General features: G+C 57.3%; 14 protein-coding genes. 8 read left to right on the top strand and 6 right to left on the bottom strand.

Translation table 11 applies throughout. From position 1 onward, the window contains the following. Positions 1-72: 72 nt before the first annotated feature. From FHS27_RS29345 to FHS27_RS29320, 6 genes are all read right to left on the bottom strand, one after another. Positions 73-1428, bottom strand: coding sequence for a matrixin family metalloprotease (locus FHS27_RS29345; protein ID WP_246421270.1), 1356 nt, complete (start codon positions 1426-1428; stop codon positions 73-75). A 208-nt stretch (positions 1429-1636) separates the two neighbouring features. After that, the gene (locus FHS27_RS29340) at positions 1637-2224 is read right to left on the bottom strand and encodes a sigma-70 family RNA polymerase sigma factor (RefSeq protein ID WP_184309761.1); all 588 of its coding nucleotides are present in this window, start codon (positions 2222-2224) and stop codon (positions 1637-1639) included. Between the two features lie 122 nt (positions 2225-2346). Continuing rightward, the gene (locus tag FHS27_RS29335; protein WP_184309758.1) at positions 2347-4176 is read right to left on the bottom strand and encodes a prenyltransferase/squalene oxidase repeat-containing protein; all 1830 of its coding nucleotides are present in this window, start codon (positions 4174-4176) and stop codon (positions 2347-2349) included. Positions 4177-4302: 126 nt separating this feature from the next. After that, positions 4303-4779, bottom strand: coding sequence for a hypothetical protein (locus FHS27_RS29330; RefSeq protein ID WP_184309757.1), 477 nt, complete (start codon positions 4777-4779; stop codon positions 4303-4305). A gap of 130 nt (positions 4780-4909) precedes the next feature. Next, the gene (locus FHS27_RS29325) at positions 4910-7126 is read right to left on the bottom strand and encodes a peroxidase family protein (RefSeq protein WP_184309755.1); all 2217 of its coding nucleotides are present in this window, start codon (positions 7124-7126) and stop codon (positions 4910-4912) included. A 259-nt stretch (positions 7127-7385) separates the two neighbouring features. After that, positions 7386-8024, bottom strand: coding sequence for a hypothetical protein (locus FHS27_RS29320; protein ID WP_246421268.1), 639 nt, complete (start codon positions 8022-8024; stop codon positions 7386-7388). Positions 8025-8723: 699 nt separating this feature from the next. On the opposite strand from FHS27_RS29320, the gene FHS27_RS29315 reads away from it, so the two are divergent. The 8 genes from FHS27_RS29315 (at position 8724) to tnpA (ending at position 21097) form a co-directional block, all read left to right on the top strand. After that, positions 8724-9884 carry a Gfo/Idh/MocA family protein gene (locus tag FHS27_RS29315; protein WP_184309751.1) on the top strand — a complete coding sequence of 387 codons (1161 nt, stop codon included), beginning with the start codon at positions 8724-8726 and terminating at the stop codon, positions 9882-9884. A gap of 59 nt (positions 9885-9943) precedes the next feature. After that, complete coding sequence (locus FHS27_RS29310) at positions 9944-14305, top strand: PVC-type heme-binding CxxCH protein (protein WP_184309749.1); 4362 nt, start codon at positions 9944-9946, stop codon at positions 14303-14305. Between the two features lie 319 nt (positions 14306-14624). Then, positions 14625-15818, top strand: coding sequence for a prenyltransferase/squalene oxidase repeat-containing protein (locus FHS27_RS29305; protein WP_184309747.1), 1194 nt, complete (start codon positions 14625-14627; stop codon positions 15816-15818). A 125-nt stretch (positions 15819-15943) separates the two neighbouring features. Further along, complete coding sequence (locus FHS27_RS29300) at positions 15944-16723, top strand: hypothetical protein (protein WP_184309745.1); 780 nt, start codon at positions 15944-15946, stop codon at positions 16721-16723. A 272-nt stretch (positions 16724-16995) separates the two neighbouring features. Then, positions 16996-17907 (top strand): DUF1559 domain-containing protein, encoded by a 912-nt coding sequence (locus tag FHS27_RS29295; protein ID WP_184309743.1) that lies wholly within the window; start codon positions 16996-16998, stop codon positions 17905-17907. After that, complete coding sequence (locus FHS27_RS29290) at positions 17904-18338, top strand: carboxypeptidase-like regulatory domain-containing protein (protein WP_184309741.1); 435 nt, start codon at positions 17904-17906, stop codon at positions 18336-18338. Before FHS27_RS29295 ends, FHS27_RS29290 begins: the two co-directional genes overlap by 4 nt. A gap of 115 nt (positions 18339-18453) precedes the next feature. Next, positions 18454-20154, top strand: a complete 1701-nt coding sequence (locus tag FHS27_RS29285; protein ID WP_184309739.1) for a Kelch repeat-containing protein — start codon at positions 18454-18456, stop codon at positions 20152-20154. Positions 20155-20587: 433 nt separating this feature from the next. Next, the gene (tnpA, locus tag FHS27_RS29280) at positions 20588-21097 is read left to right on the top strand and encodes an IS200/IS605 family transposase (protein WP_246421266.1); all 510 of its coding nucleotides are present in this window, start codon (positions 20588-20590) and stop codon (positions 21095-21097) included. Positions 21098-21680 lie beyond the last annotated feature (583 nt).

Genomic DNA, 21680 nt, shown 5'->3' with positions numbered 1-21680 from the left:
CGGTTGCACCCGACGAAAATTGGAAAATTGCGAAGGGCAGATTCTGCCCTCCGGGAGACCATCTTTCAACTTTCAACAATTATTGGGACGCTTCCTGGTCTCGCCCTCTTCCGTTTCGTCGACCAAACCACCGTCGTCGATCATTTCCTCCGTTGAGTCATCCTCGGTTTCGTCTGTGTCGTCGGCTTCGTCTAATGGCTCATCGATCACATCGGTGTCGTCTAGGTCATCACTATCTTCAACATCGTCCGTTGTTTCGTCTGTTGACGGTTCCATGTCTTCGACTTCATCGACCGGTGTGTCGACTTGGTCCTCGTCGATGTCGAGCGTGTCGTCGAAAACGGCCGGGACCTCAATGCGCTCTGACACGGCACTCGCCGCCTTGTCGCTTCCGCTGTTGAGCGCGTTGATTACAGTGAGTGCGTCAAGCGCCGTGATCGAACCGTCCCCGTTGGTGTCACACAATCCGGCGATCTCGACGTCCTCGCCTCCCGTAGTCCCGAGGTTCAGCTGATTGATGATCATCAACGCATCCACGGCCGTGGTCGTGTTGTCGCCGTTGACGTCCGTTGGATTCACATAGTTGTGCTCAGGCGTTGCAGATTCCAGACGCCCACCCCACCGACGCCAATTGCCACCGCGCCGCCATCTTCTTCGTGGAAACGGGTCGTCCTCTTCATCGGGAAGATCATCGTCCGTGTCGTCGTCTCCCGGTGTTTCATCCGTCGGAGTCTCCGTCGTCGGTGTTTCCTCGGTCGGTGTTTCCTCAGTTGGTGCTTCGTTTGTTGGCGTGTCTTCCGTCGGTGTTTCATCGATGGGCGTGTCGTCGACGGGCGAGTCATCGACAACGCTTACCTCGGCCGCGGCGTAGACTTCTTGCACGGCGGCAGCGTCGACCGCGGACAGGCTCGTAAAGAACTGGTTGGGCGAGACAAACGGCGCCAGCACGCTGTCCAACGAATCGGCGTGATCGAGACCGAGTGAGTGCCCAATTTCATGCACGGCAACATACACGAGGTCAAACGCTTGGCTGGCGAGCGAGTTACCGACCTCCCACGCATCGGCCAGATCGAACTCAATGTCCCCGGCGATACGCGCGGGGTTCACGTCATCGGGAAAGTACGCTTGAGCGAGCGTTCCGCCGACACCATCGATGTTCGTAAATGAAATGTCGATCGAATCACGCAAGCCGCTTTGGTCGGTCGGTGTGAACGTGATGTCCGCGGCGCTGGACCAAGCCGCCAACGCCGTTTCGATTGCGGCGTTGGTTTCTTCTTGGGTCAACGAATCGGGCGAATTCGCGATGTAATACGTCAACTCGGCACTGCCTTGACCTGGGCCGTCCCACCCCAAGCTCGCGGCGAGCACTCGACGAGCCTCGAGCGGTTGGACCATGAGCCTGCGTTTGGCGCGTTGATGACGTTTCATCGAATATCTCCGTAACTTGAAATCATTGGGCGAAAGAATCGGCTTCCCGATAGGGGCGATTTTCAATCGCCTATGTCACTCCACGAAGAGATTTTTCGCTGAACAATTCCAAAGACGCGTTCCACGGTTTCCCAATCGTCTCCCGTTCACCATCTCCAGCGCGCCAAACGTCGCGAGATCACACGCACCCATCGTCCAGAACGCTTTCTCAAGAAGACGATGACGACGTCAACTGATGCCGGAGTTGTGACCGGGCTCGATGAAGCCGACTGCGAACGGTGCCGACTTTGATCCGCAACGTTTTCGAAATCGCTCGATATCCCTGTTGTTCGTAATCCCTCAACATCAAGATTCGACGCTGCCCTTCCTCGAGTCTCATCAACGCCCGGCGGACCCGCTGACGATCCTCACGCAATTCGGCGACCGCGTCGGGCTGACTCGACTCGGGCTGACACATCTGAGGCAACTGAGGGTCCATCCAGTCGGCAGGGGAAAAGTTTTTACTCGCGTTGAAATACCGACGGCGCGAGTTCATCGCGATCCGCAGCAACCAGAAATAGAAGTTGCTGTCGACGCGCAATTGATGCAAATTCTGATACGCCTTGATCCACGCGTCTTGCACAATGTCGTCCGCGGTCATGCGGCACGCCACGTGGCAACGGATCGCGTTGACCAGTTTGCAGTGATAGCGGCGAACGAGTTCCTCGAACGCGGACTCGATCCCCATTCGTGCGTCGCCCACAAGCTGGACATCCGAAACGGGAGCGAACGATGGTCTCGTGTCGTTACTGATCATGGTGGAGTCTCTTCATCGTGATGCGGAAGCCGTCATCGGTTTTCGGTGGTGTCTTGATCGCTCGTTGGCGAATTCTCTCGTGTCTCATCTTTTCTCGCATCTCATCTCAACGCCTTCGGTTCTCATACCTCGTCGAGTTCCTCGCCCGCAGCGATTTCCTGCGGCGAGTAGATCGGCATGTGCCGGTAGTACACCTCGAGGCAATACAACGAAAAACAGGTCGTGTAGAGCCGCCCGGCGTAGATTCCCCACGCGTCGCCGTGCGGCGCCCAACTGCCACGTTCAACGCCGACGAGATCCTGCGACGCGGGCAACTCAACTTTCAGTGTGTCATTCCACTGCGTCCACAACGGCCCTCCAAAGTGATGCAGGGCCTGGGTCGCGTAGTACCAGTAGTACACGTCTCGTTCACGCGGATTGATCGGATGGTTCTGTTTCAAGGACGCGAGCCCATTTCGCATGCCGGGCATGTTGCGATGCCATCCGAGATACTGACGGCACAACAACGCTTCGGCCGTCATCGACGGCGAGGCTGCTTCACCGATCCGGTAGGAATAGCCGACGGTGTAATAATCGCTGGCCCCCTTTTCCTGGACAGAGTTGAGATAGCCGTCAACGCGAGGAAAGACATATCGATCCACATCGAGCCCCGCCGCTTCACCACTTTTCAATCCCACCAAGAACCATCCCGTCACGGAGGTATCGGAATCGAAACGCGGGCGATATCGCCAACCGCCTTCGGGAGATTGTGCGGCGCAGGCAAAGTCACACGCGGATTGTGCGTAGGGACGAATCCAGGAATCTCCCGTCATTGCGTATAACTCACACAGCGCGATCATCGCTTGGGCCTGCGAATACATCTTTTCGTGATCACCCGACCGCGCGGCCATGAATCCTTGTCGGTCCTGCTGCTTAACCAACCAACGAACGGCCTTCCACAACACTTTCCTGTATTGCCCGCCGCGATGCGTGCTGCCGGCGCCCATGAACGCCAACATCGCCATCGCAGTCGCCGACACTTGGTTTTCGTTGCGTGCCCCGTGAGCATACGGGCCCGAAAGACTCCAACTGCCGTCCTTCAATTGATTGCGGCGCAACCACTCCAGTCCCAATGCCACCGCATCCTCGGTCGCCTGAGTACCACCGGACGCCTTCAGCAATTTTTGCTTCATCGCGCCGCTGCGTCCGGCAAACATGTTTTGTGGCTCGCTCGCCTTTTCCGTTGATGGCATGTTCGCTGCGGGTGCAAACGTCTCGAGCGTCGGAGTTAGCGATGCCAAGTTGACCGGCGTTTCGACTTCGAATATTTCAGCATCCAGGTCAGTATCAACAGGCGTGTCCGCTTCCGCGACCTCGTCAAACTCGACCGGATCGAGCGAAAACTCCGCCAATTCGGTGGTGACGTCGTCATCACCCTGTTCGATCGTCAACACAATTCGCCCCACCGCGCCCGACGAAGTCGTGATCAATGCCAACACGAGCAACACGACCACATGGAAAACCAGGCTGACCATCCATTCCGGTGCGTTGACGATCCGAGAATGGACGTGCGCCAATCCGCGGATTAGGAATGCCGATAGCTGCTGCCATGTCGATTCGGTACGTTCGTCAGGTTCATGAACCTCGCGATCCGAACGAACCTCGGTTCGGGTCGATGGGTGAACGACCGGCCCGCGGGTGACAGGAACCGGCGGAACCTTCACCGGCCGAACGATGCCGCCCGCGACGCGCCCCGGTACGGCATTCACTCGCTCACGAGCAACCGGCGGCGCGAGCACACCGGAGGCTTCCGTTCGCACAACCACTGACGTCTCCGGCGCAGTCCCAGGCACCTGCGTGCACGATTCCTCTGCTCGCAGTTCTTCCGCGCGCAGTTCCTCCGCGCGGCGCCCCTGGGTGCGAGGTGGCGATGGCGGAGGAACCGCAACGGGCGGCGGGGTCGTGGCATGCATTATGATCTGCCGGTTTTGAAAACTGCCGAGACGGATGGTCGCCGTGGGCTCAGTCGCGTGGGCGATCGAGCGACACGGAAACCAGGAAAACCGATGGGCAAACAAGCCTTACGTAGAGAACCTCGATCACTCGGCTGAGGTCGCGTCCGAAATCACGTCCGAAGTAGAGGTCGAGATCGAAGTCGACGTGAGCATGTAGTCGCTCGCCGATTGACCTTGGCCACGCAACCGCGCCGCAATCCGTTCCGCTCTCGCAGCCCGTTTGGCTTCGGCGTTGGCCAGTCGCGTTTCGTAGAGCTCCGCGTTGCGTTGTTGCAACGTCAATCGTTGCCGCTGCGCGTTCTGATATGCCAACGCATACGCTTGGCTCTGTGCCTGCAGCGCCCGCTGTTGATACTGCATCGCCAACGAACTCGCCGAAGACTGGATCAAAGGATTAGACGCATAGCCCAAATTCGAATTCAACGTCGACGGGCTTCCCGACGGCATTCTGCCACCACCTCCGCCGCCACCGCTGCACTGAGCCAACGCGACCTCACCGCTTAACATGGCGACCGACACCACCCCCATCACCACGACCACGCGTTTCCATTTGTGGAACATTTTCCACCTCCGTACTTGGCAAAGAAAAGAGACAAGAGACGAATCCTCAAATGGGTTTGAGGATTCGTCTTACCATTTGAAAGGACGATTTCCGCGAACGAACGTCACAGTCGTCCCTCAAATTATGGATCTAAATCTCCAATTCGAAATCGAGCCCACGAATCCGTGCGTCACCGCTGGAGACCAAAACGTCCAACGTTTCACCGGTATACGGCACGTGAATCTGGTAGTCGCCCGTTTCGGGGAACGACCGGAATCGATAGTTCCCGCGACTGTCCGTGACGGTGACGTCGATCACTTCCCCGTCTTCATTGAGCAGTTCGACCGTCACGTCCTCGACGCCCGCTCGCTGGCTCCCGCGAGAATCATTCCGATCGCCTCGACCGTTTGAACGTGCCGATTGGCTCGCGACGATCGCGGTTACCTGCCCACGAACTTCCGCCTGCAGGAAGAACACATTTTCTTGCAACCCTTCAATGTCGGTGTTGCGTTCAATCACATCCGCCAACGAGGTCCGATTCAGCATCGCGAGCTCGGATCCCGAGAACACGTTTTCATAGTAGAAGCGATCGCCATCGCGAGTCCGCTCAAACTGGTCGGCAATGATCGTGCTGGTGAGTTCCCCGACGGAGGCGCCGCGAAGGTGATCCTCCGCCATCAACCCGACCCACAAATCAATGTTGTTCACGTCGCCATACAACTCAGCGAGTTTGTCTTGCAAGGCGACATCGCTGGTGATTTCGTCAAACGATTCAACCGCGTCGAGACCATATGCCTCTCGCGTTGAGTTGTAATCGTTTAAACCATGATCACGCCCCCGCTGGATATTTAATGCCACGAGATCAAATCCACCCGCACCGGGAGGCCCGAATAGGAAGTTTCGAAGGCCATCGACGACTTCAAGATCGACCTCTTGAGCGAGCGATGACGCATCGTATTTCAAAACCGAATCGATCCCCGTTTCCTCCAACAGCGTTGGGTTAAAGAACGCGTCTTTCAATTCAATTTCATCACGAACGGCGCGCCCCTCGTTGTCGAAGAACTCAATGTCGTCGTTCAACGTGCTATGGCCGAACCGGAACGCACCGCTGGAGAACTCATTCGCGATGCTTGGGTCGACCGAGGAATCGTAACCTTCGTAATCATCGATCGCCCGGTTCCCCAACAACGCCGGTAAGAACTCGTTGTAGGTGATCGCTTGGATTTGCGCGATCACGATCGCCCGCGCCCGCTGATAGATCTCTTCGTCCGTCGCGTTCGGATCATCGGCGGCGATCTCTTCGGCCAATCGATTGTGTTCGCGCACGAACAATATTTGAACCGCAGCAAGGGCAATGTTCTCGCTGGCCCGGATATCACCGGCGATCACTTGCCCGAACTCATCGAGCGGCAACAACCCGTCGTCTGTCATCGCCAAACGTCCGCCGACGAAAGTCCGAAGCTGGTCGGCCGTCGCCTGATCACTGCCGTAGACCTGCGACCCGTCAATATATGACGTGATCAACGTAATCTGCTGGGCCGGGTTGTCCTCCGACGTTCCCGTCCCCTCCGCAATCGTGGACCGCGTCAACGGGATTTCAACATCGCCACTCCCTGTGGGATCGAAAAGGGGATCGCCTTCGGGCACGGCAATGTTAAACGAATCATTTCCTTCGGCTTGTTCATTCAAACTCAGATCGTGATCGATGAACTGGCCCCAAACATACAAAAACGCGGTCAACCCACGTTCGTTTTTAACCTCTTCCCCTACAACATCCGAGAGCGCGTTGCTGATCTCACGCGTGCTCGGTCGATCATCACCCGCAGGCGATGAAATCCCATCGCCATAGTCCGCATCGGCCACTCGCAACAACGGTTGCCCGGCCGATCCGAGCAACGGGTCGTCGAGATTGTTACCCGTTCCGTCGACCGATCGCACTTCCAATGGCAGTTCAGGAAGGTCGGAGGAATCGTTATCACGCGCACGCTGAGAATCGTTCTGGTCGAACTGATTGTTGCCACGGTTGAGCCGATTGATGACACGGAGTGCATCGAGCGAACTGCGTTTGCCATCGTTGTTGACGTCCGTGAACATGTCGCCATCGCCGCTGTCCCGCCGGTTGATCGCATTGATAATCATCAACGCATCGACCGCAGAAACCTCGCCGTCATCATTGACGTCTTCGGCGTCGAAACTGTTGTGCCGAAACCCGTCAAAGTCCGCTGCTAACAATCGTCTGACTTCGAGAGTCTCGGCGCGGAGTCGACGTCGCTTGTTTCCGCGGGGGCTGGGTCGCTTTCCCGACGAAGGCCTTCGTGCAGAAAATCGATTGAGAAGATCACGTAACGGATCGGAGAATGGTCGCATCGCAGACGCCCTCGTGCATTAGAAGAGAAGTGTGAGGAGAGACGACTCCGCGCAAGACGGAACCGCTCCTTCGTAAGGACGTATCCGAAAAAAAACGTCACTCACGGGGCGCAGATTTTTCTCCCACCGCGATTTTCATCACGGGCATCCTCACTTTGGGCATATCCGTGCAAGACGTGCGAATATGGAATCGGCAGGATTTGCATCGCGAAATGGGGCTCTCTCGCGAGGCCCCGTCTCGCCGCTTTGCATCGATCCGTTACCGACCGTTTCCTTGACGACCTTTCCCGCGTTCACCAAACCCTTGGGGTCCGCCGCCGGGTGGTCCACCGCGCTGACCGCCGGGTCCTTGCTGCAGCTTTTGTTGTTGTTCATCGGTCAGGATTGCTGCCAACCGAGCGTCCACTTCAGCTTGCAATTCCGCGAGCGCCGCTTGCTGCGCACTGGTCAGGCCCAGCTCCTCTGCCACGAACGGCGGGATGATTTGACCAATCGGCGGAGGGCCCCCTTCGGCACCGCCACGCATCATTCCGTTAGGCGGTCCGCCCTGTCCACCATTAGGCGGTCCACCGGCGCCGTTGCGTTCCCCACCGCGGCCGCGATTACCACCACCGGCAAACTGTTCCACCATGGTTGTCAATTCGGCTCGAGTCACAATGCCGTCTTGGTTCGTGTCTGCACGATTTAACATCGTTTTCATCCGCGTGTCGGTCACTTCATTGGGCGTCAATTGCCCGTCACCGTTGGCATCCATCGCCATCATTCGGTCCACCGGCGAACCGCCACCGTCAAATCCACGCCCTCCCCCCTGACCACGTCCACCGGGAGGTTGAGCGTAGGCATAACCGGTCGTTGCGAAGACAGCCAAACCACAGAGAAGTTTCGAGAACGTTTTCATCATGGGATCCTGATAGTCAGAAAAGGAGAGAAGAGGAGTGTATTGCCGCCTGCAGTTCGGCACACGGCAAAAAGTCAATGACGATGACGCGGTCAACCGCCACCCGATGCGACACGTGGTTTCCACGACCGTAAATTTTGTCGTCAAAAATACGCAATTTCACCAAACATCCGAGATGTGCTGCCGGTGTTCTGATTTTGACGAGCGCCTCAATCGAGCGGTTTGCGAGTCATGTAAAAGTGCCGCGGGGCCTGCCGCGTCAGGAACCCTCGATCCGTCGGCGGCCAACGCCCCCGATTTCCTCGACCAGTTTGGTCGAAAAACTCGCCAAGCACGCGGCGAAAACCGTCGAACGTTCAACAACGACATGGGTATTTCTCAGCGAATTTGGTGAGTCTGCGATCACCCAACGGCACCGTTCTTCTGAGTTAGTTGCACCTGTTGATCGAATCCGCCACGAAATTTTGATTTTCTGCGGCTTCCGTTGTAAGACGCGAATTCTCGGCCAGCTGTTAAATATCACATACAAGCAGCGTGGAAATGCATTCCCCCATTCTGCACGCGATCTAGAATGAACTTCGACGCAAAATGCTGCCGACTGCGAGGAACGACGCCCTTAGCATGAGCTCACCGCACACCGGTCTGCCACTCCTCGTTCTGCAGCAACGTCCCCCACCTAGCACCGAAAAGTGAGAATTGATGACTAGCAATAAAGTAAAAATGGCGATGGTCGGCTTGGGTTTCGGCTCGGAGTTCATCCCTATCTATCAAGCACACCCGGATGCAGAGGTCGTTGCGATCTGCCGTCGTGACGAAAAGAAACTCAATGAGACCGGCGACCAATTCAACATTTCGCGACGCTATACCGATTACGGTGACGTCCTGGCGGATCCTGATATCGATTGCGTGCACATCAACAGCCCGATCGGTGATCACGCGTCGATGACGTTGGAGGCGCTCAACGCAGGCAAGCACGTGATGTGCACAGTGCCGATGGCGACGACGATCGAAGAGTGCCGGCAAATCGTCGAGAAAGTTGAGGAAACGGGACTGAAATACATGATGGCCGAAACCGTCGTGTACAGCCGCGAATTCCTGTTCATCAAACAGATGTACGAAAACGGCGAACTCGGGAAGATCCAACACATCGCCGCCTCTCACCCGCAAGACATGGACGGGTGGCCGTCGTACTGGGAAGAAATGATCCCAATGCACTACGCCACGCACGTCGTCAGCCCCTGCTTGGGTTTGGTCGACGGGTTGGCCGAATACGTCAGCTGCTTTGGCTCGGGAACCGTGCGTGATGACATTGCGAAAAAGTCAGGCAACCGGTTTGCCGTCGAAGCCTGTCACATCAAAATTCGTGACACGGATTTGACTGCACATGTTTGGCGAGCACTCTACGACGTCGCACGTCAATATCGCGAGAGCTTTGACGTGTACGGAACGAAGAAGAGTTTCGAATGGACGTTGATCGAAAACGAACCTCACGTTCTGCACACGGCCAAGAAACCAGAACCCGAGATCGCGCAAGAGGTCGAGGTACCGGACTTCGCACACTTGCTGCCTGAGCCGATCCAGCGATTCACGCTACCCAAAGAGATCCACGACAGCGAACACCTTTCGTTCGTCCAGGGCGGCGGCCATGGCGGATCTCACCCGCACTTGGTTCACGAATTTGTCAGTGCGATCCGAGACGGACGCGACCCACGGCCGAACGCGACCACCTCGGCAAACTGGACCTGCGTTGGGATTTGCGCTCACGAGTCGGCACTCAAAGGCGGTGAAATCGTACGATTGCCCAAATTCACGCTGGCACCATCCGACTCGTCGCTCGAGCCCGCCATCTCGGGCTCGTAAACTTTCTGTTGCACCGATTCACGCGTCACCCGCCTCCCTCCTTCCCCCACCATCCCAACATGACCGTGCTGCGCATCCTGATTTGCATTCTGTGTTCGTCGTTGATATCTGCCGCATCCGCCGCGGATATCAACGCGTTGTTCCTCGGTGACAAAGGACACCATCAACCCAAAGCAAGGTTTGATGAGTTGCAGCCTTTCATGGCGGATCAGAGGATCTCGCTGATCTACACCGATGACGTGTCGACCCTCACACTCGAAAACCTCAAACGATACGACGCACTGGTTCTCTATGCGAACATCGATGAGGTCGACCGAGTGCATGCCGAGGCGATTCTACAGTACGTCAACGAAGGCGGCGGGTTCGTGCCTCTGCACTGTGCGTCGTATTGCTTCCGCAATCAGCCTGATCTGGTTGCACTCATGGGCGCCCAATTTCAACGTCACGGCACGGGCGTGTTTCAAGCCGAGATCGCCGCACCTGACCACGAACTAATGCGAGACTACGGCGGCTTCCGAAGTTGGGACGAGACCTACGTGCATCACTTGCACAACGAACTCGATCGCACCGTCCTGGAATACCGCGTCGATGAAGAGGGACGTGAACCATGGACATGGGTTCGCACCGCAGGCAAAGGCCGCGTCTTCTACACCGCATCCGGTCACGATTCCCGAACCTGGACCAACCCCGGTTTTCAGAACCTCGTCGAACGAGGAATCCGCTGGGCCGCGGGCGGCGATCCGAAGGACGCGGGCCCCTACCTCAACGAAAAACCCTTTCCTGTCCCCGAAATGACAGCGATGCCCGACGATCGCAAACCGTTCGAATACATCGACGTCGGCGCCAAAATCCCGAACTACACGCCATCGGAAAAGTGGGGCGTGCAGGGCAAGCCCGTCAGCCGGATGCAGAAACCGCTCGCACCCGAAGAATCGATAAAACACTTGGTTGTCCCCCAAGACTTCCACGTCGAGTTGTTCGTGTCCGAACCGCAACTCGAAGGCAAACCGATTTGCATGTCGTGGGACGAAGACGGTCGTTTATGGGTCGCCGAAACAGTCGACTACCCCAACGAATTGCAACCGCCCGGAGGTGGACGCGATCGAATCCGCATCTGCGAGGACACTGACCGTGACGGGAAAGCCGATCGTTTCACCGTCTTCGCTGACGGCCTGAGCATCCCCACCAGCATCACGTTTCATCGCGGCGGCGTCATTGTCCAAAACGGAATCGAAACGCTGTATCTCAAAGACACCGACGGCGACGACCGGGCCGACGTCCGAAAAGTATTGTTCAGTAACTGGGAACTCGGCGACACACACGGTGGCGTTAGTAACTTTCAATACGGACTCGACAACTGGGTCTGGGCGATGCAGGGTTACAACAACTCCCAACCCATCGCCGACGGCAAGAAACAACAACGCTTCCGGATGGGCTTCTTTCGGATGCGTCCCGACGGCAGTGAAGTGGAATTCATTCGTTCGACTAACAACAACACCTGGGGACTCAGCATCAGCGAAGAGGGGCTGATCTTCGGATCGACGGCCAACGGCAACCCCAGCATCTTCATGCCGATCCCGAACCGGTATTACGAAAGCGTTCGCGGTTGGGCTACCTCGTTGACGCTGTCGTCGATCGCCGACACCAACGACTTTGACCCGATCACCGAAAACGTACGTCAGGTCGATCACCATGGCGGCTACACCGCCGCGGCTGGCCACGCTCTCTACACGGCGCGTGAATTCCCGCAGGAATATTGGAACCGCGTCGCGTTCGTGAACGGCCCCACCGGCCACTTGGTCGGTTCGTTTGTTTTGCGTGACACGGGCAGCGACTTTCATTCAACGAGCCCCTTCAACTTGCTCGCCTCCGACGACGAATGGACCGCGCCGATCATGTCCGAAATCGGGCCCGACGGGCAAGTCTGGGTCATCGATTGGTACAACTACATCGTCCAACACAACCCAACCCCCGAAGGTTTCAGGACCGGCAAAGGGCAGGCATACGAAACCGACCTACGAGACAAAACGCACGGTCGGATCTACCGCGTCGTCGCGAATGACTCCAACGGCAATCCGTACCCGACTCTGTCGTCGGCGACGCCTCAACAACTCGTCGACGCGTTGACTCATCCGACGATGCTGGTCCGTAAACACGCGCAGCGTTTGCTCGTCGAGCGCGGTGAGCGAGATGTTATCGACGCCTTGATCGCGTTGACCGCCGACGAACAAACCGATGCGATCGGACTCAACGTCGGTGCAATCCACGCACTCTGGACAATGCAAGGTCTCGGCGTCCTCGACGGATCCAACCCGGCCGCCAATCAAGCCGTGTTCGCCGCCCTGCGTCATCCATCCGCTGGCGTACGACGCAACGCGGTTCAAGTACTACCTCAGATCGCTTCGTCCGTGGAAGCATTGTTGGCCGCAAACCTGCATCGCGACTCCGACGCCCACGTGCGTCTCGCCGCAACGCTCGCTCTCGCCGATCTGCCGGCTCATCCCAACAGCGGCGATGCGTTGTTGCACATGATGACCAACCACACGAACCTCGCCGATCGGTGGATTCCCGACGCCATGACCAGCGCCGCGGCCCACAACAGCGACTCCGTTTTAGCCTCGCTCGCGAACGTGGAATCCTTACCCGATGCCGCGTTATCAATCATTACCCGTGTTGCCGAACACCATGCACGGGGACGCGAAATCGCAAACTCTGCTCAACTCGTCGCGGGGCTTCGGAAAACCGACCCACGCGTCGTCGCCTCGGTGCTGCAAGGTCTCGAACGTGGCTGGAAACCCAAACGCAACGTCACCATCACGCCCCAGATCGAAGCCCAGCTAGCGGAAGTGCTCGAACGCGCCGAGCCAGGCGCGAAAGCCACCCTCATTAAACTTGCAATCGGGTGGGGCAGCGAATCGTTGTCGCGATACGCCGACGAAATCAGCGATCGACTGCTCCAAAGCGTTCAGGACGAAGACGCCTCAGACAAGGACCGCATCAACGCGGCCAAACAACTCGTCGAATTTCGCCCCGAAAACGAAGACGCCGCGATCGATTTGCTCGACGAAGTTACCCCACGCACCTCGCCGCAACTCTCGATCGGCATTCTCAACGCACTCGAATCGTCACAGTGGAAACAGATCGGCAACGAAATCGTCTCACGGCTCGCCGCGATGACGCCATCGTTGAAACAAGTCGCGATCCGGCAATTACTTAAACGTCCGGCCTCGACCATGGCGTTACTCGAAGCGGCTCAAAAAGGCGAAATGTCGCTCGATGAACTCGCCCTCGATCAAAAACAGGCACTCGCCACGCACCCGGATCCCAATGTCAAATCGCTCGCCGCGGAGTTGCTGCAAAGAGGAGGCTCAATGCCGAACCAAGACCGACAACGCGTCCTCGATCAATACCTGGTCACCGCCGAACGAACCGGTGATGCCACTCGCGGTCTAGCGATCTTCAAAGAACACTGCTCCAAATGCCATATCCATGGTGACATTGGCGCGGAAGTCGGACCGAACCTCACCGGCATGGCCGTTCACCCCAAAAAAGAATTACTGACCCATATCCTTGATCCAAGTCGTAACGTCGAAGGCAACTTCCGTGCGTACACCTTGCTGACTCTCGACGGTCTCGTACTCAGCGGCATGTTGGCCTCGGAATCGAAAACGTCGATCGAACTCTTCGATACCGCAGGCAAACGACAGAGCGTTCTGCGTGAGGATATCGAAGAACTCGTGATGTCGACGAAGTCCATCATGCCCGAAGGTTTTGAAAACGCGATCAAACCCGATGGCATGACCGACCTGCTCGAATTCCTGACCAAGAAAGGACAATATGTCCCGCTGCCTCTCGACCGAGTCGCCACCGCGATCAGCACCAAAGGGATGTTCGGCGGCGGCAACCACGGCCCCGACCGAATGGTCTTTTCCGATTGGACAACCAAAACGTTTCGCGGTGTTCCGTTCGAATTGGTCGATCCGCTCGGCGGAACAAAACCGAACATCATCTTGCTCAATGGCCCAAACGCCGAACTGCCTCCGCAAATGCCTAAGAGCGTCACGTTGGCGTGCAATGCAGCGATAAAATCGATCCACATGTTGAGCGGCGTGGGCGGTTGGAGTTTCCCGTACAGCCAGAAACGAACGATCTCAATGGTGGTCCGATTCCGGTACGAGGATGGACAAACCGAAGATCATCCGCTCGTCAACGGAATTCATTTTGCCGACTACATCCGGCGCGTCGATGTACCGGAAAGCGAATTTGCGTTCGCATTGGGTGACCAACAAATTCGCTATCTCGCCGTCTCACCACGACTCGATAAACGCGTCGAGACGATCGAACTGGTCAAAGGCGACGACGTGAGCGCGCCGATGGTGATGGCAATCACGATCGAACCAAAAGCATCCGCCACGCACTGACTTGCGTGGTGTGATGCCCGAGCCCTGCACCGCGCGTCACCGCACCGCGGCATTTACGGCTGCATTGTACGGCGTGATTACCTGCTCGAATCACGCGGCGCGATAGCCATCCGCTCAGCCTGCGGCGAGATGTTGCCGTCATTCGCGATTCCTGTCGCGGCCTTCTTTTGCCTGTGCACTCGGCACGCCCTGTGCATTGGGTATCTGGCCTGTCACGACTGCCCGTCTTTTCGCACACTTTCCCGGCGTGACGGCCGGCAATTAAGCGTATGCACCGCGTGGCAGACTTACTAGCTCGGTCACTATCCGGAATCGCCAGATGAACCTACGACGGAAATTCCGCCACGCGCGTCGCAAATTTGTTCTCGCCCTTTCCTTAGCCGCGGTCACGCCCGCTTTCGCCACGACAAACGTGCTGTCGGCGCAGGAAAAACTGCCCACCGGCCAAGACAACACCGCTCAACCGGCCGAGTCAGCCCCCAGCGCCAGCGAAAAACAGCGGCGTCAGCTTGTCGAAAAGGGCTTTCAATTTCTCGCTCAGCAGGGCCAATCCGAGGCGGGCACTTTCTCCGACCGCGCCGGCCCCGGCGTGACCGCACTGGCAATCACATCAACAATCCGTAACGGTCATTCCGTTAACGATCCCACCGTTGCCGCGGGACTCAAAGCCCTCGAAGGTTTCGTCAAACCCGACGGCGGAATCTACGGCAATGGCCGGATCAAAAACTACGAAACGTGCGTCGCGATGGTGTGCTTTGCCGAAGCCAACAAAACCGGCAAGTATTCCAAACTCCTGCAACGGGCCAAAGCTTTCGTGACCGATTTGCAATACGCCGAAGGAGAACGTGATCCCTCGGACCCATGGTATGGCGGCGTCGGATATGGCGGTGCAGGCCGGCCCGACTTGTCGAACACGGCCTACATGATCGAAGCCCTTCGTGCCGTCGAAACGCAAGCCTCCGATCCCGCAATCCAACGCGCCCTCGCATTCGTGTCGCGATGTCAAAACCTCGATTCGCAGTACAACGACACCGCGTTCGCATCCAAGATCGACGACGGTGGCTTCTACTATGAGATCCCCACCACCAAAATTGATCCCAGCACGTCCGACGAACGCTACACCGAAAACGGTGGTCTTCGCAGTTATGGTTCGATGACCTACACGGGTCTCAAGAGCATGATCTTCGCGGGGCTGACGCCGGAAGACAAACGCGTGAAAGCGGCCGTTGAGTGGATCGAGAATCACTACACCGTCGAGAAGAACCCGGGCATGGGAACGGCGGGACTCTATTACTACTACCACACCTTTGCCGCCGCACTCAAAACCGCCGGCATTCAGAAATTAAAAGATTCCGACGGGTTCGAACACGATTGGCGTGCAGACTTGATCGCCGAATTAGCCCGGCGACAAAACGACGATGGCTCATGGAGCAACGACAACCAACGATGGTTTGAGAACGACAAGAACCTGGCCACCTCGTTTGCGTTGATGGCGTTGTCCTACTGCGATTAACGGCGGCACCATTCCCATCGGCATGCGGTGCCTCAGCGCCAAACGCCAGTCGCGTTGTCGCCCAAATTCAGTCTTCGAAAGTTTGGCGACGTTGTTTCAACAAATGCTCTCATGTTGGAGTCTGAATGCGAACACGTGTTTTCTGGATCGTTCACATCATCACCCTCGTAGGCGTCGCCTTATGGGCAGCGCTCGATTTACGTTTCGAGTCACTCGCGTTCTGGCCGTCGTCATCAAGCGAGAACTTGCTCGAAAGCATGCAGGCGAACGTCAAGGAGAGCGGACTCATCCGTGTATTCGGTTTCGCGTCCGTTCTCCTGCTGGCGCTGATCACGATCGCAGTTCCCTGCGTGCGTTTGTTCCGATTTCATCACGGTTCACGAGCCCGCTCGACTGCCTCGCTGCTCGCGATCACCACGGTGACCGCGTTGTGGTGCGGGATCGTGATCAATCATTCCGCCCTCGCATGGCAAGGCAAACGTGCTCGCATCGCGATCCAGGTCAATGAACTGGAACATCTCGCCGCTCCGCTTCGCAATCAGTGGCCCGCTCGCGACGGCGACCTCCCCGGCGTGGGGCCGTTCATGGCATATCCGTTCGGCCGGCCGACCACGTTGATTTTGTTGCAGTCGCCGAACGTAGCGGGCGACGAACTCTGCATCGCTGCCGTCGAGGGAAACGAGAGCGGTCCGATACGCATGCAACTGAGCGGTTCAGCACACGACGACTGGGCGGAATGGCATCCCGATTCCAGCCGCCCTCAATCATTCGTCGGTGGCCTCGGCGATCCGCATCAACTCGTCTCGGCAACGAAACTCGGACGCGGTTGGTACCTGGTGCGATACACCATTCCGGACGCTTTAAGTCATCACACGAACAACCTTGAGTTGGCCGCCAACGGATAACATTGCCCCCATCGCACCAAACAAGTTGCATAGTTGAATTCACAACCAATTTTTTTCATGCACACACTTGCAATAAAACGTGACTACGGCCAAACTACTTGAGACTGATTCGCAATAAGAGTTAGTTTCGTCGACGACGCAGCAAGCAAGGGGCCTCTCGCGCCCTCCAGCCAGCCACGCTCGATCCCGTCTCGGAATTTGTTGTTCCGGGATTGATCCTTCTTCCGTGTGCCCTTTCGCTGGAGCCTTCTATGAAGTGCCTATATGTATGCATGCCTACATGCCAATTCCCTTCCTCGTCGCCTATTGTTCGCCGCCCCTCGGACACCAAACGATCCGGCTTCACGCTGGTCGAACTGCTCGTGGTGATTGCGATCATCGGCGTTCTCGTCGGGCTGCTTTTGCCTGCCGTCCAAGCCGCTCGCGAAGCCGCACGTCGCATGTCGTGCAGCAATAACTTGAAACAGATCGGCCTCGCTCTTCACAACTATCACGGCAGCTTCAACAAGTTTCCCGAAGGCTCACGGCTGAGCAACTTCATCGGCCCACTCGCTTCCGTTTTGCCTTACCTCGAACAAGACAACACGTACTCGCAATTCGATTTCAGCAAATCGTATTCGGACCCTTACAATCAAGAAGTCGCTGCTCAGGAAATCGCGACTTACCTCTGTCCCTCGATGCCACTACCGCGACTCGTCCCCGATACCAGCAACGGTGAAACGGGCGGCCCGTCGAGTTATCTCGCCTGCGAGGGCACGGCGTCATACATGACCAAGAACGACGGCATGTTCGGTTTGAACTGGACATCTTATGGTTTCAACAATCCGGCCACCGGGTTCCGAGACGTGACCGACGGAACGAGCAACACGCTCGCATTTAGTGAAACGACCTATGACATGGCTGATTACCTTTGGAGACCGCCTGCTGCGTCGGCCGGTCAGGTCAAATGGGGCACCGCGAGATGGGTCGTCGGCTATCCAGTCGTTTCGCTCGGCACATCAATGAAAGAACTCAACGTCCACAACGCGGCTAACAACGGTGGGTTCCAGAGCATGCACCCCGGCGGCGTGCACATGCTCTACGTTGACGGCAGCGTCCGATTCGCATCCGAATTCATGGATCGCGAATTGCTCGATGCCCTCGCGACACGAAACGGCAACGAAGTCGTGGAGGAAGCACAGTGAGTTCGCAAATTGACAATTTTTGTTGTTTCGCCGTACTGAGTGTGTCATCCTTCATACTGCTCGGATGCGATCTCAATCAAACCATCGAACGCTTACCCGTCACCGGTGAAGTAACACTTGATGACCGACCGGTTTCCTCCGCAACGATTCGGTTCATCTCCGATCAACGCAGCGGCGATGCGGCAACGATCGTTTCCGAAGGAAAGTTCCAAATCGAACAAAACAACGGGCTCGCGCCAGGACAGTACGACGTTGTCGTGACGCCCAACAGTCCGGAACTGAATGAAGCAATCGAGGCGATCCAATCCGGTGACCGCGATCCACTGAACGCTCGCTCTGTCCCGTCACGCTACCAGCGTTCAGGGGCATTGCAGGCAACCGTCGATCCCGAAACCGACAATCACTATCGGTTTGAACTATCGAGCCGATAGCGTTCCACGCTCTTAGACACATCATCACTTTTGATCGAGCAGCCACGTGGCCGACTCCCGCCGCCCGGATGTGCTTCGATCGAAACACACAAACCATCTTTCACCAAACATTTCCATGAACATCAACAAACACGCTCTCGCGATGACCGCGACGATTCTCGTGCTCTCCGCGAACGCCGCCCACGCGCACTTCCCTTGGCTATCAACCGATGACGAGGGCAAAGCCGTCATGTGGTTCGGCGAAACCCCTGACGACCGCACGTATCCGATGCCCGAATCAATCCAAGCGATTCAATTGGCATCCGCCGGCGACTCCACGGCCATCGCAACCACCCCGGTAAACACCGACACCCTCGTTGGTCTACAATCCGATTCGCCCATCGATCCGGAACATGAAATCTCAGGTTCGGTGACCTACGGTCTCTACCACGGAACGAAATTGACTTACCACGTCGAACATCTCTCGCAATCCAACCCGCACGATTGGCCTGCCAAGCCTCGTGAGGATGCAGCGCTGCAAACCGTCGTCCGCGCCGAAGACGACGGCGGGATCGAAGTCACCGTTCTTCACAGCGGCAAACCGTTGGCCGAGACGAAGGTGGCTCTGTACTGCGAAGAAGGTCATGAAGAAGCGTCACGCGAAACCGATGGCGAAGGCGTCGTTCGCTTCACGAGCGAAGAAGTCGAGGAAGGACTGAACGCGATCGTTGTCGGAGTGACCGACAAAGACGCCTCCGGCACGCTCGACGGCGACGTCTTCCGCAGCACGACCGATTATCTAACGGCAACGTTTCGCGTTGCCCCCCAAACCGAACCCGAAGTCGCACCCGAAAGCTCAGCATCGATCGAACCCGCCGGACTGCCTGACCTGCCCGAAGAGTTAACCAGCTTCGGTGCCACCATCGCGGGCGACAAACTGTACGTTTACGGCGGCCACACCGGCAGTGCTCACTCGTACTCGATCGAAGAACAATCCAACCGGTTCTGGATGCTGGATCTTGCTGCCGCCAAATCCGGCGATGAAACAACCAGCGAGTGGAAAGAGTTGGCGTCGGGCCCATCGTTGCAAGGACTCGCACTGGTACCTCACGGTGAGGATGTGATTCGCATCGGCGGGTTCACCGCGATGAACGCAGAAGGCGAAGACCAAGACCTCCGTTCGCAAACATCGGTTTCGCGCTTCGACGCAAAGACACAACAGTGGACGAAACTCGCCGATCTCCCGGAACCTCGCTCGTCTCTCGACGCCGCCGTGCTAGGGGACACCGCTTATGTGTTTGGCGGATGGAGCCTGCAGGGCGAAAGCGACGAAAGCAAGTGGCATCAAACGGCTTGGTCGCTCGACCTCAACGACGCCAACGCCACATGGCAACCGCTCGCGAAACCACCATTTCGACGCCGGGCCATCAGCGTCGCCGCACACAACAATAAACTGTTCGTCCTCGGCGGCATGCATGCCGAAAACGGCCCGACCACGCGAGTCGACGTCTACGATCCCCAAACCGACACATGGACCGACGCACCTTCCCTACCCGGCAAAGCAATGGCCGGCTTCGGCACCGCCTCGTTCGCAACTGGTGGCAACCTCTACGTCAACACGATGGACGGCTTCCTTCACCAACTCAGCGAAGACGGACGCCAATGGCAAACCATCGCCCAATGCGACCCCGCCCGATTCTTCCACCGCATGCTCCCACGCAGCGAAACGGAACTCCTCCTCATTGGAGGAGCCAACATGCAAATCGGAAAGTTCACCAACATCGATGCCGTCAAGCTAACGGGCAAGGGTGAAGGTACAGAAAGCCCAAAAGGCTGATACAGCTCGGCCCACAAGCCGGAAGGGTTGATTCAATCCTGTCCCCAAAGGCGGGAGGGCTGACACAACCAATGCCGGGGCCGTCAGGCCCCGGTCATCCAACCAATCTAACCCCAAGGCCTGAAGGGCCGACACAATTCTGCCGCTACGCTCTGTAGCGCAGACGATTGTGTCGGCCCTCCAGGCCTTGAGTTTTGAAGCGCCAAACAGACACGGGGGTTAACACCCCCGGCATTGGTTGTACCGGCCCTCCGGGCCTGAAATCCAGCCACCCCAAAAAGCACCCAAAACCCCAGAGGGCCAACACTACCCAGCCCCCAAAAGCCCGGAGGGCTGACACAACCAATGCCGGGGCCGCAAGGCCCCGGTCATCCAGCCAACCCAACCCCAAGGCCTGGAGGGCCGACACAACCCGGGCATCGCCGCCGGGCAGATGGTAAAACAGGTGCAACTCATTTCCTTTCACGCCCCTTTGTCCCAGGCGAATTTGGTGAGCACACACCAACAGTTGCTGTACCACATTGTGTTCAGCACCAAGAACCGGAAGCCTTATCTGCGGGAAGACGAGTTTCGCGAAAGTGTGTTCGCATACATGGCAGGCACGTGCACAGAACTGAGCGGCAGCGCCTTGCGAGTCGGCGGGCACATCGACCACGCACACCTCCTCGTGCGGATCCCCGCGAAGATCGCAGTGGCCGCCTTTGTCGGAAAACTCAAAGCGAACACCAGCAAGCACATCAACGCGACAAACGACTCACTTCGCAAATTTGGATGGCAAGACGGCTATGGAGCCTTCACGGTAAGCACATCCCAAAAAGACCGAGTCGATTGCTACATCGCCAATCAGATGCAGCACCACACCAAAGAACCCTACCAGTCCGAGTATCTCAATCTCCTCTCCAAACACGGAATCGAATTCGACGAGCGATACGTGTGGGACTGACATAAAGTTGTGTCGGCCCTCCGGGCCTAAGATGCAAGGAATGCTAAGAGGCCAGATGAAAAGGAACTTTTGATTTCCAGGAAAGCTGACACAACTTCGCCATCATTGGCCGGACGGCGGATACCAATCTGCCACCCAAAGCCCGAAGGGCTGGCACAAGCCATGCACTAAAGCCCGGAGGGCTGGCACAACCAATGCCGGGGCCGTCAGGCCCCGGATACTCATCCAATACAACCCCCAAGGCCTGAAGGGCCGACACAACTCTGGCATGACACCCAGGAGTGCAGGCAATTGTGTCGGCCCTCCGGGCCTTGGGTTGGGAAGTGGAAATCAGATACCGGGGGTTATCACCCCCGGCATTCGTTGTGTCGGCCCTCCGGGCCTAAGATGCAAGAAATGCTAAGAGGCCAGATGAAAAGGAACTCTTGATTTCCAGGAGAGCTGACACAACTTCGCCATCATTGGCCGGACGGCGGATACCAATCTGCCACCCAAAGCCCGAAGGGCTGGCACAAGCCATGCACTAAAGCCCGGAGGGCTGGCACAACCAATGCCGGGGCCGTCAGGCCCCGGATACTCATCC

This window comes from Aporhodopirellula rubra, from assembly GCF_014192335.1.
Taxonomy (GTDB): Bacteria; Planctomycetota; Planctomycetia; order Pirellulales; family Pirellulaceae; genus Rhodopirellula; species Rhodopirellula rubra.
Note: the sequence above shows the minus strand (reverse complement) of the source record. Positions and strands in the feature narration are given on the sequence as shown.

What these genes read in the sequence shown, in the direction of transcription:
- FHS27_RS29315 (WP_184309751.1), top strand. Translation starts at nt 8,724, where the DNA reads ATGACTAGCAATAAAGTAAAAATGGCGATGGTCGGCTTGGGTTTCGGC.
- FHS27_RS29330 (WP_184309757.1), bottom strand. Translation starts at nt 4,779, where the DNA reads ATGTTCCACAAATGGAAACGCGTGGTCGTGGTGATGGGGGTGGTGTCG.
- FHS27_RS29335 (WP_184309758.1), bottom strand. Translation starts at nt 4,176, where the DNA reads ATGCATGCCACGACCCCGCCGCCCGTTGCGGTTCCTCCGCCATCGCCA.
- FHS27_RS29320 (WP_246421268.1), bottom strand. Translation starts at nt 8,024, where the DNA reads ATGAAAACGTTCTCGAAACTTCTCTGTGGTTTGGCTGTCTTCGCAACG.
- FHS27_RS29325 (WP_184309755.1), bottom strand. Translation starts at nt 7,126, where the DNA reads ATGCGACCATTCTCCGATCCGTTACGTGATCTTCTCAATCGATTTTCT.
- tnpA (WP_246421266.1), top strand. Translation starts at nt 20,588, where the DNA reads ATGGTAAAACAGGTGCAACTCATTTCCTTTCACGCCCCTTTGTCCCAG.
- FHS27_RS29295 (WP_184309743.1), top strand. Translation starts at nt 16,996, where the DNA reads ATGCCTACATGCCAATTCCCTTCCTCGTCGCCTATTGTTCGCCGCCCC.
- FHS27_RS29345 (WP_246421270.1), bottom strand. Translation starts at nt 1,428, where the DNA reads ATGAAACGTCATCAACGCGCCAAACGCAGGCTCATGGTCCAACCGCTC.
- FHS27_RS29305 (WP_184309747.1), top strand. Translation starts at nt 14,625, where the DNA reads ATGAACCTACGACGGAAATTCCGCCACGCGCGTCGCAAATTTGTTCTC.
- FHS27_RS29340 (WP_184309761.1), bottom strand. Translation starts at nt 2,224, where the DNA reads ATGATCAGTAACGACACGAGACCATCGTTCGCTCCCGTTTCGGATGTC.
- FHS27_RS29285 (WP_184309739.1), top strand. Translation starts at nt 18,454, where the DNA reads ATGAACATCAACAAACACGCTCTCGCGATGACCGCGACGATTCTCGTG.
- FHS27_RS29300 (WP_184309745.1), top strand. Translation starts at nt 15,944, where the DNA reads ATGCGAACACGTGTTTTCTGGATCGTTCACATCATCACCCTCGTAGGC.
- FHS27_RS29310 (WP_184309749.1), top strand. Translation starts at nt 9,944, where the DNA reads ATGACCGTGCTGCGCATCCTGATTTGCATTCTGTGTTCGTCGTTGATA.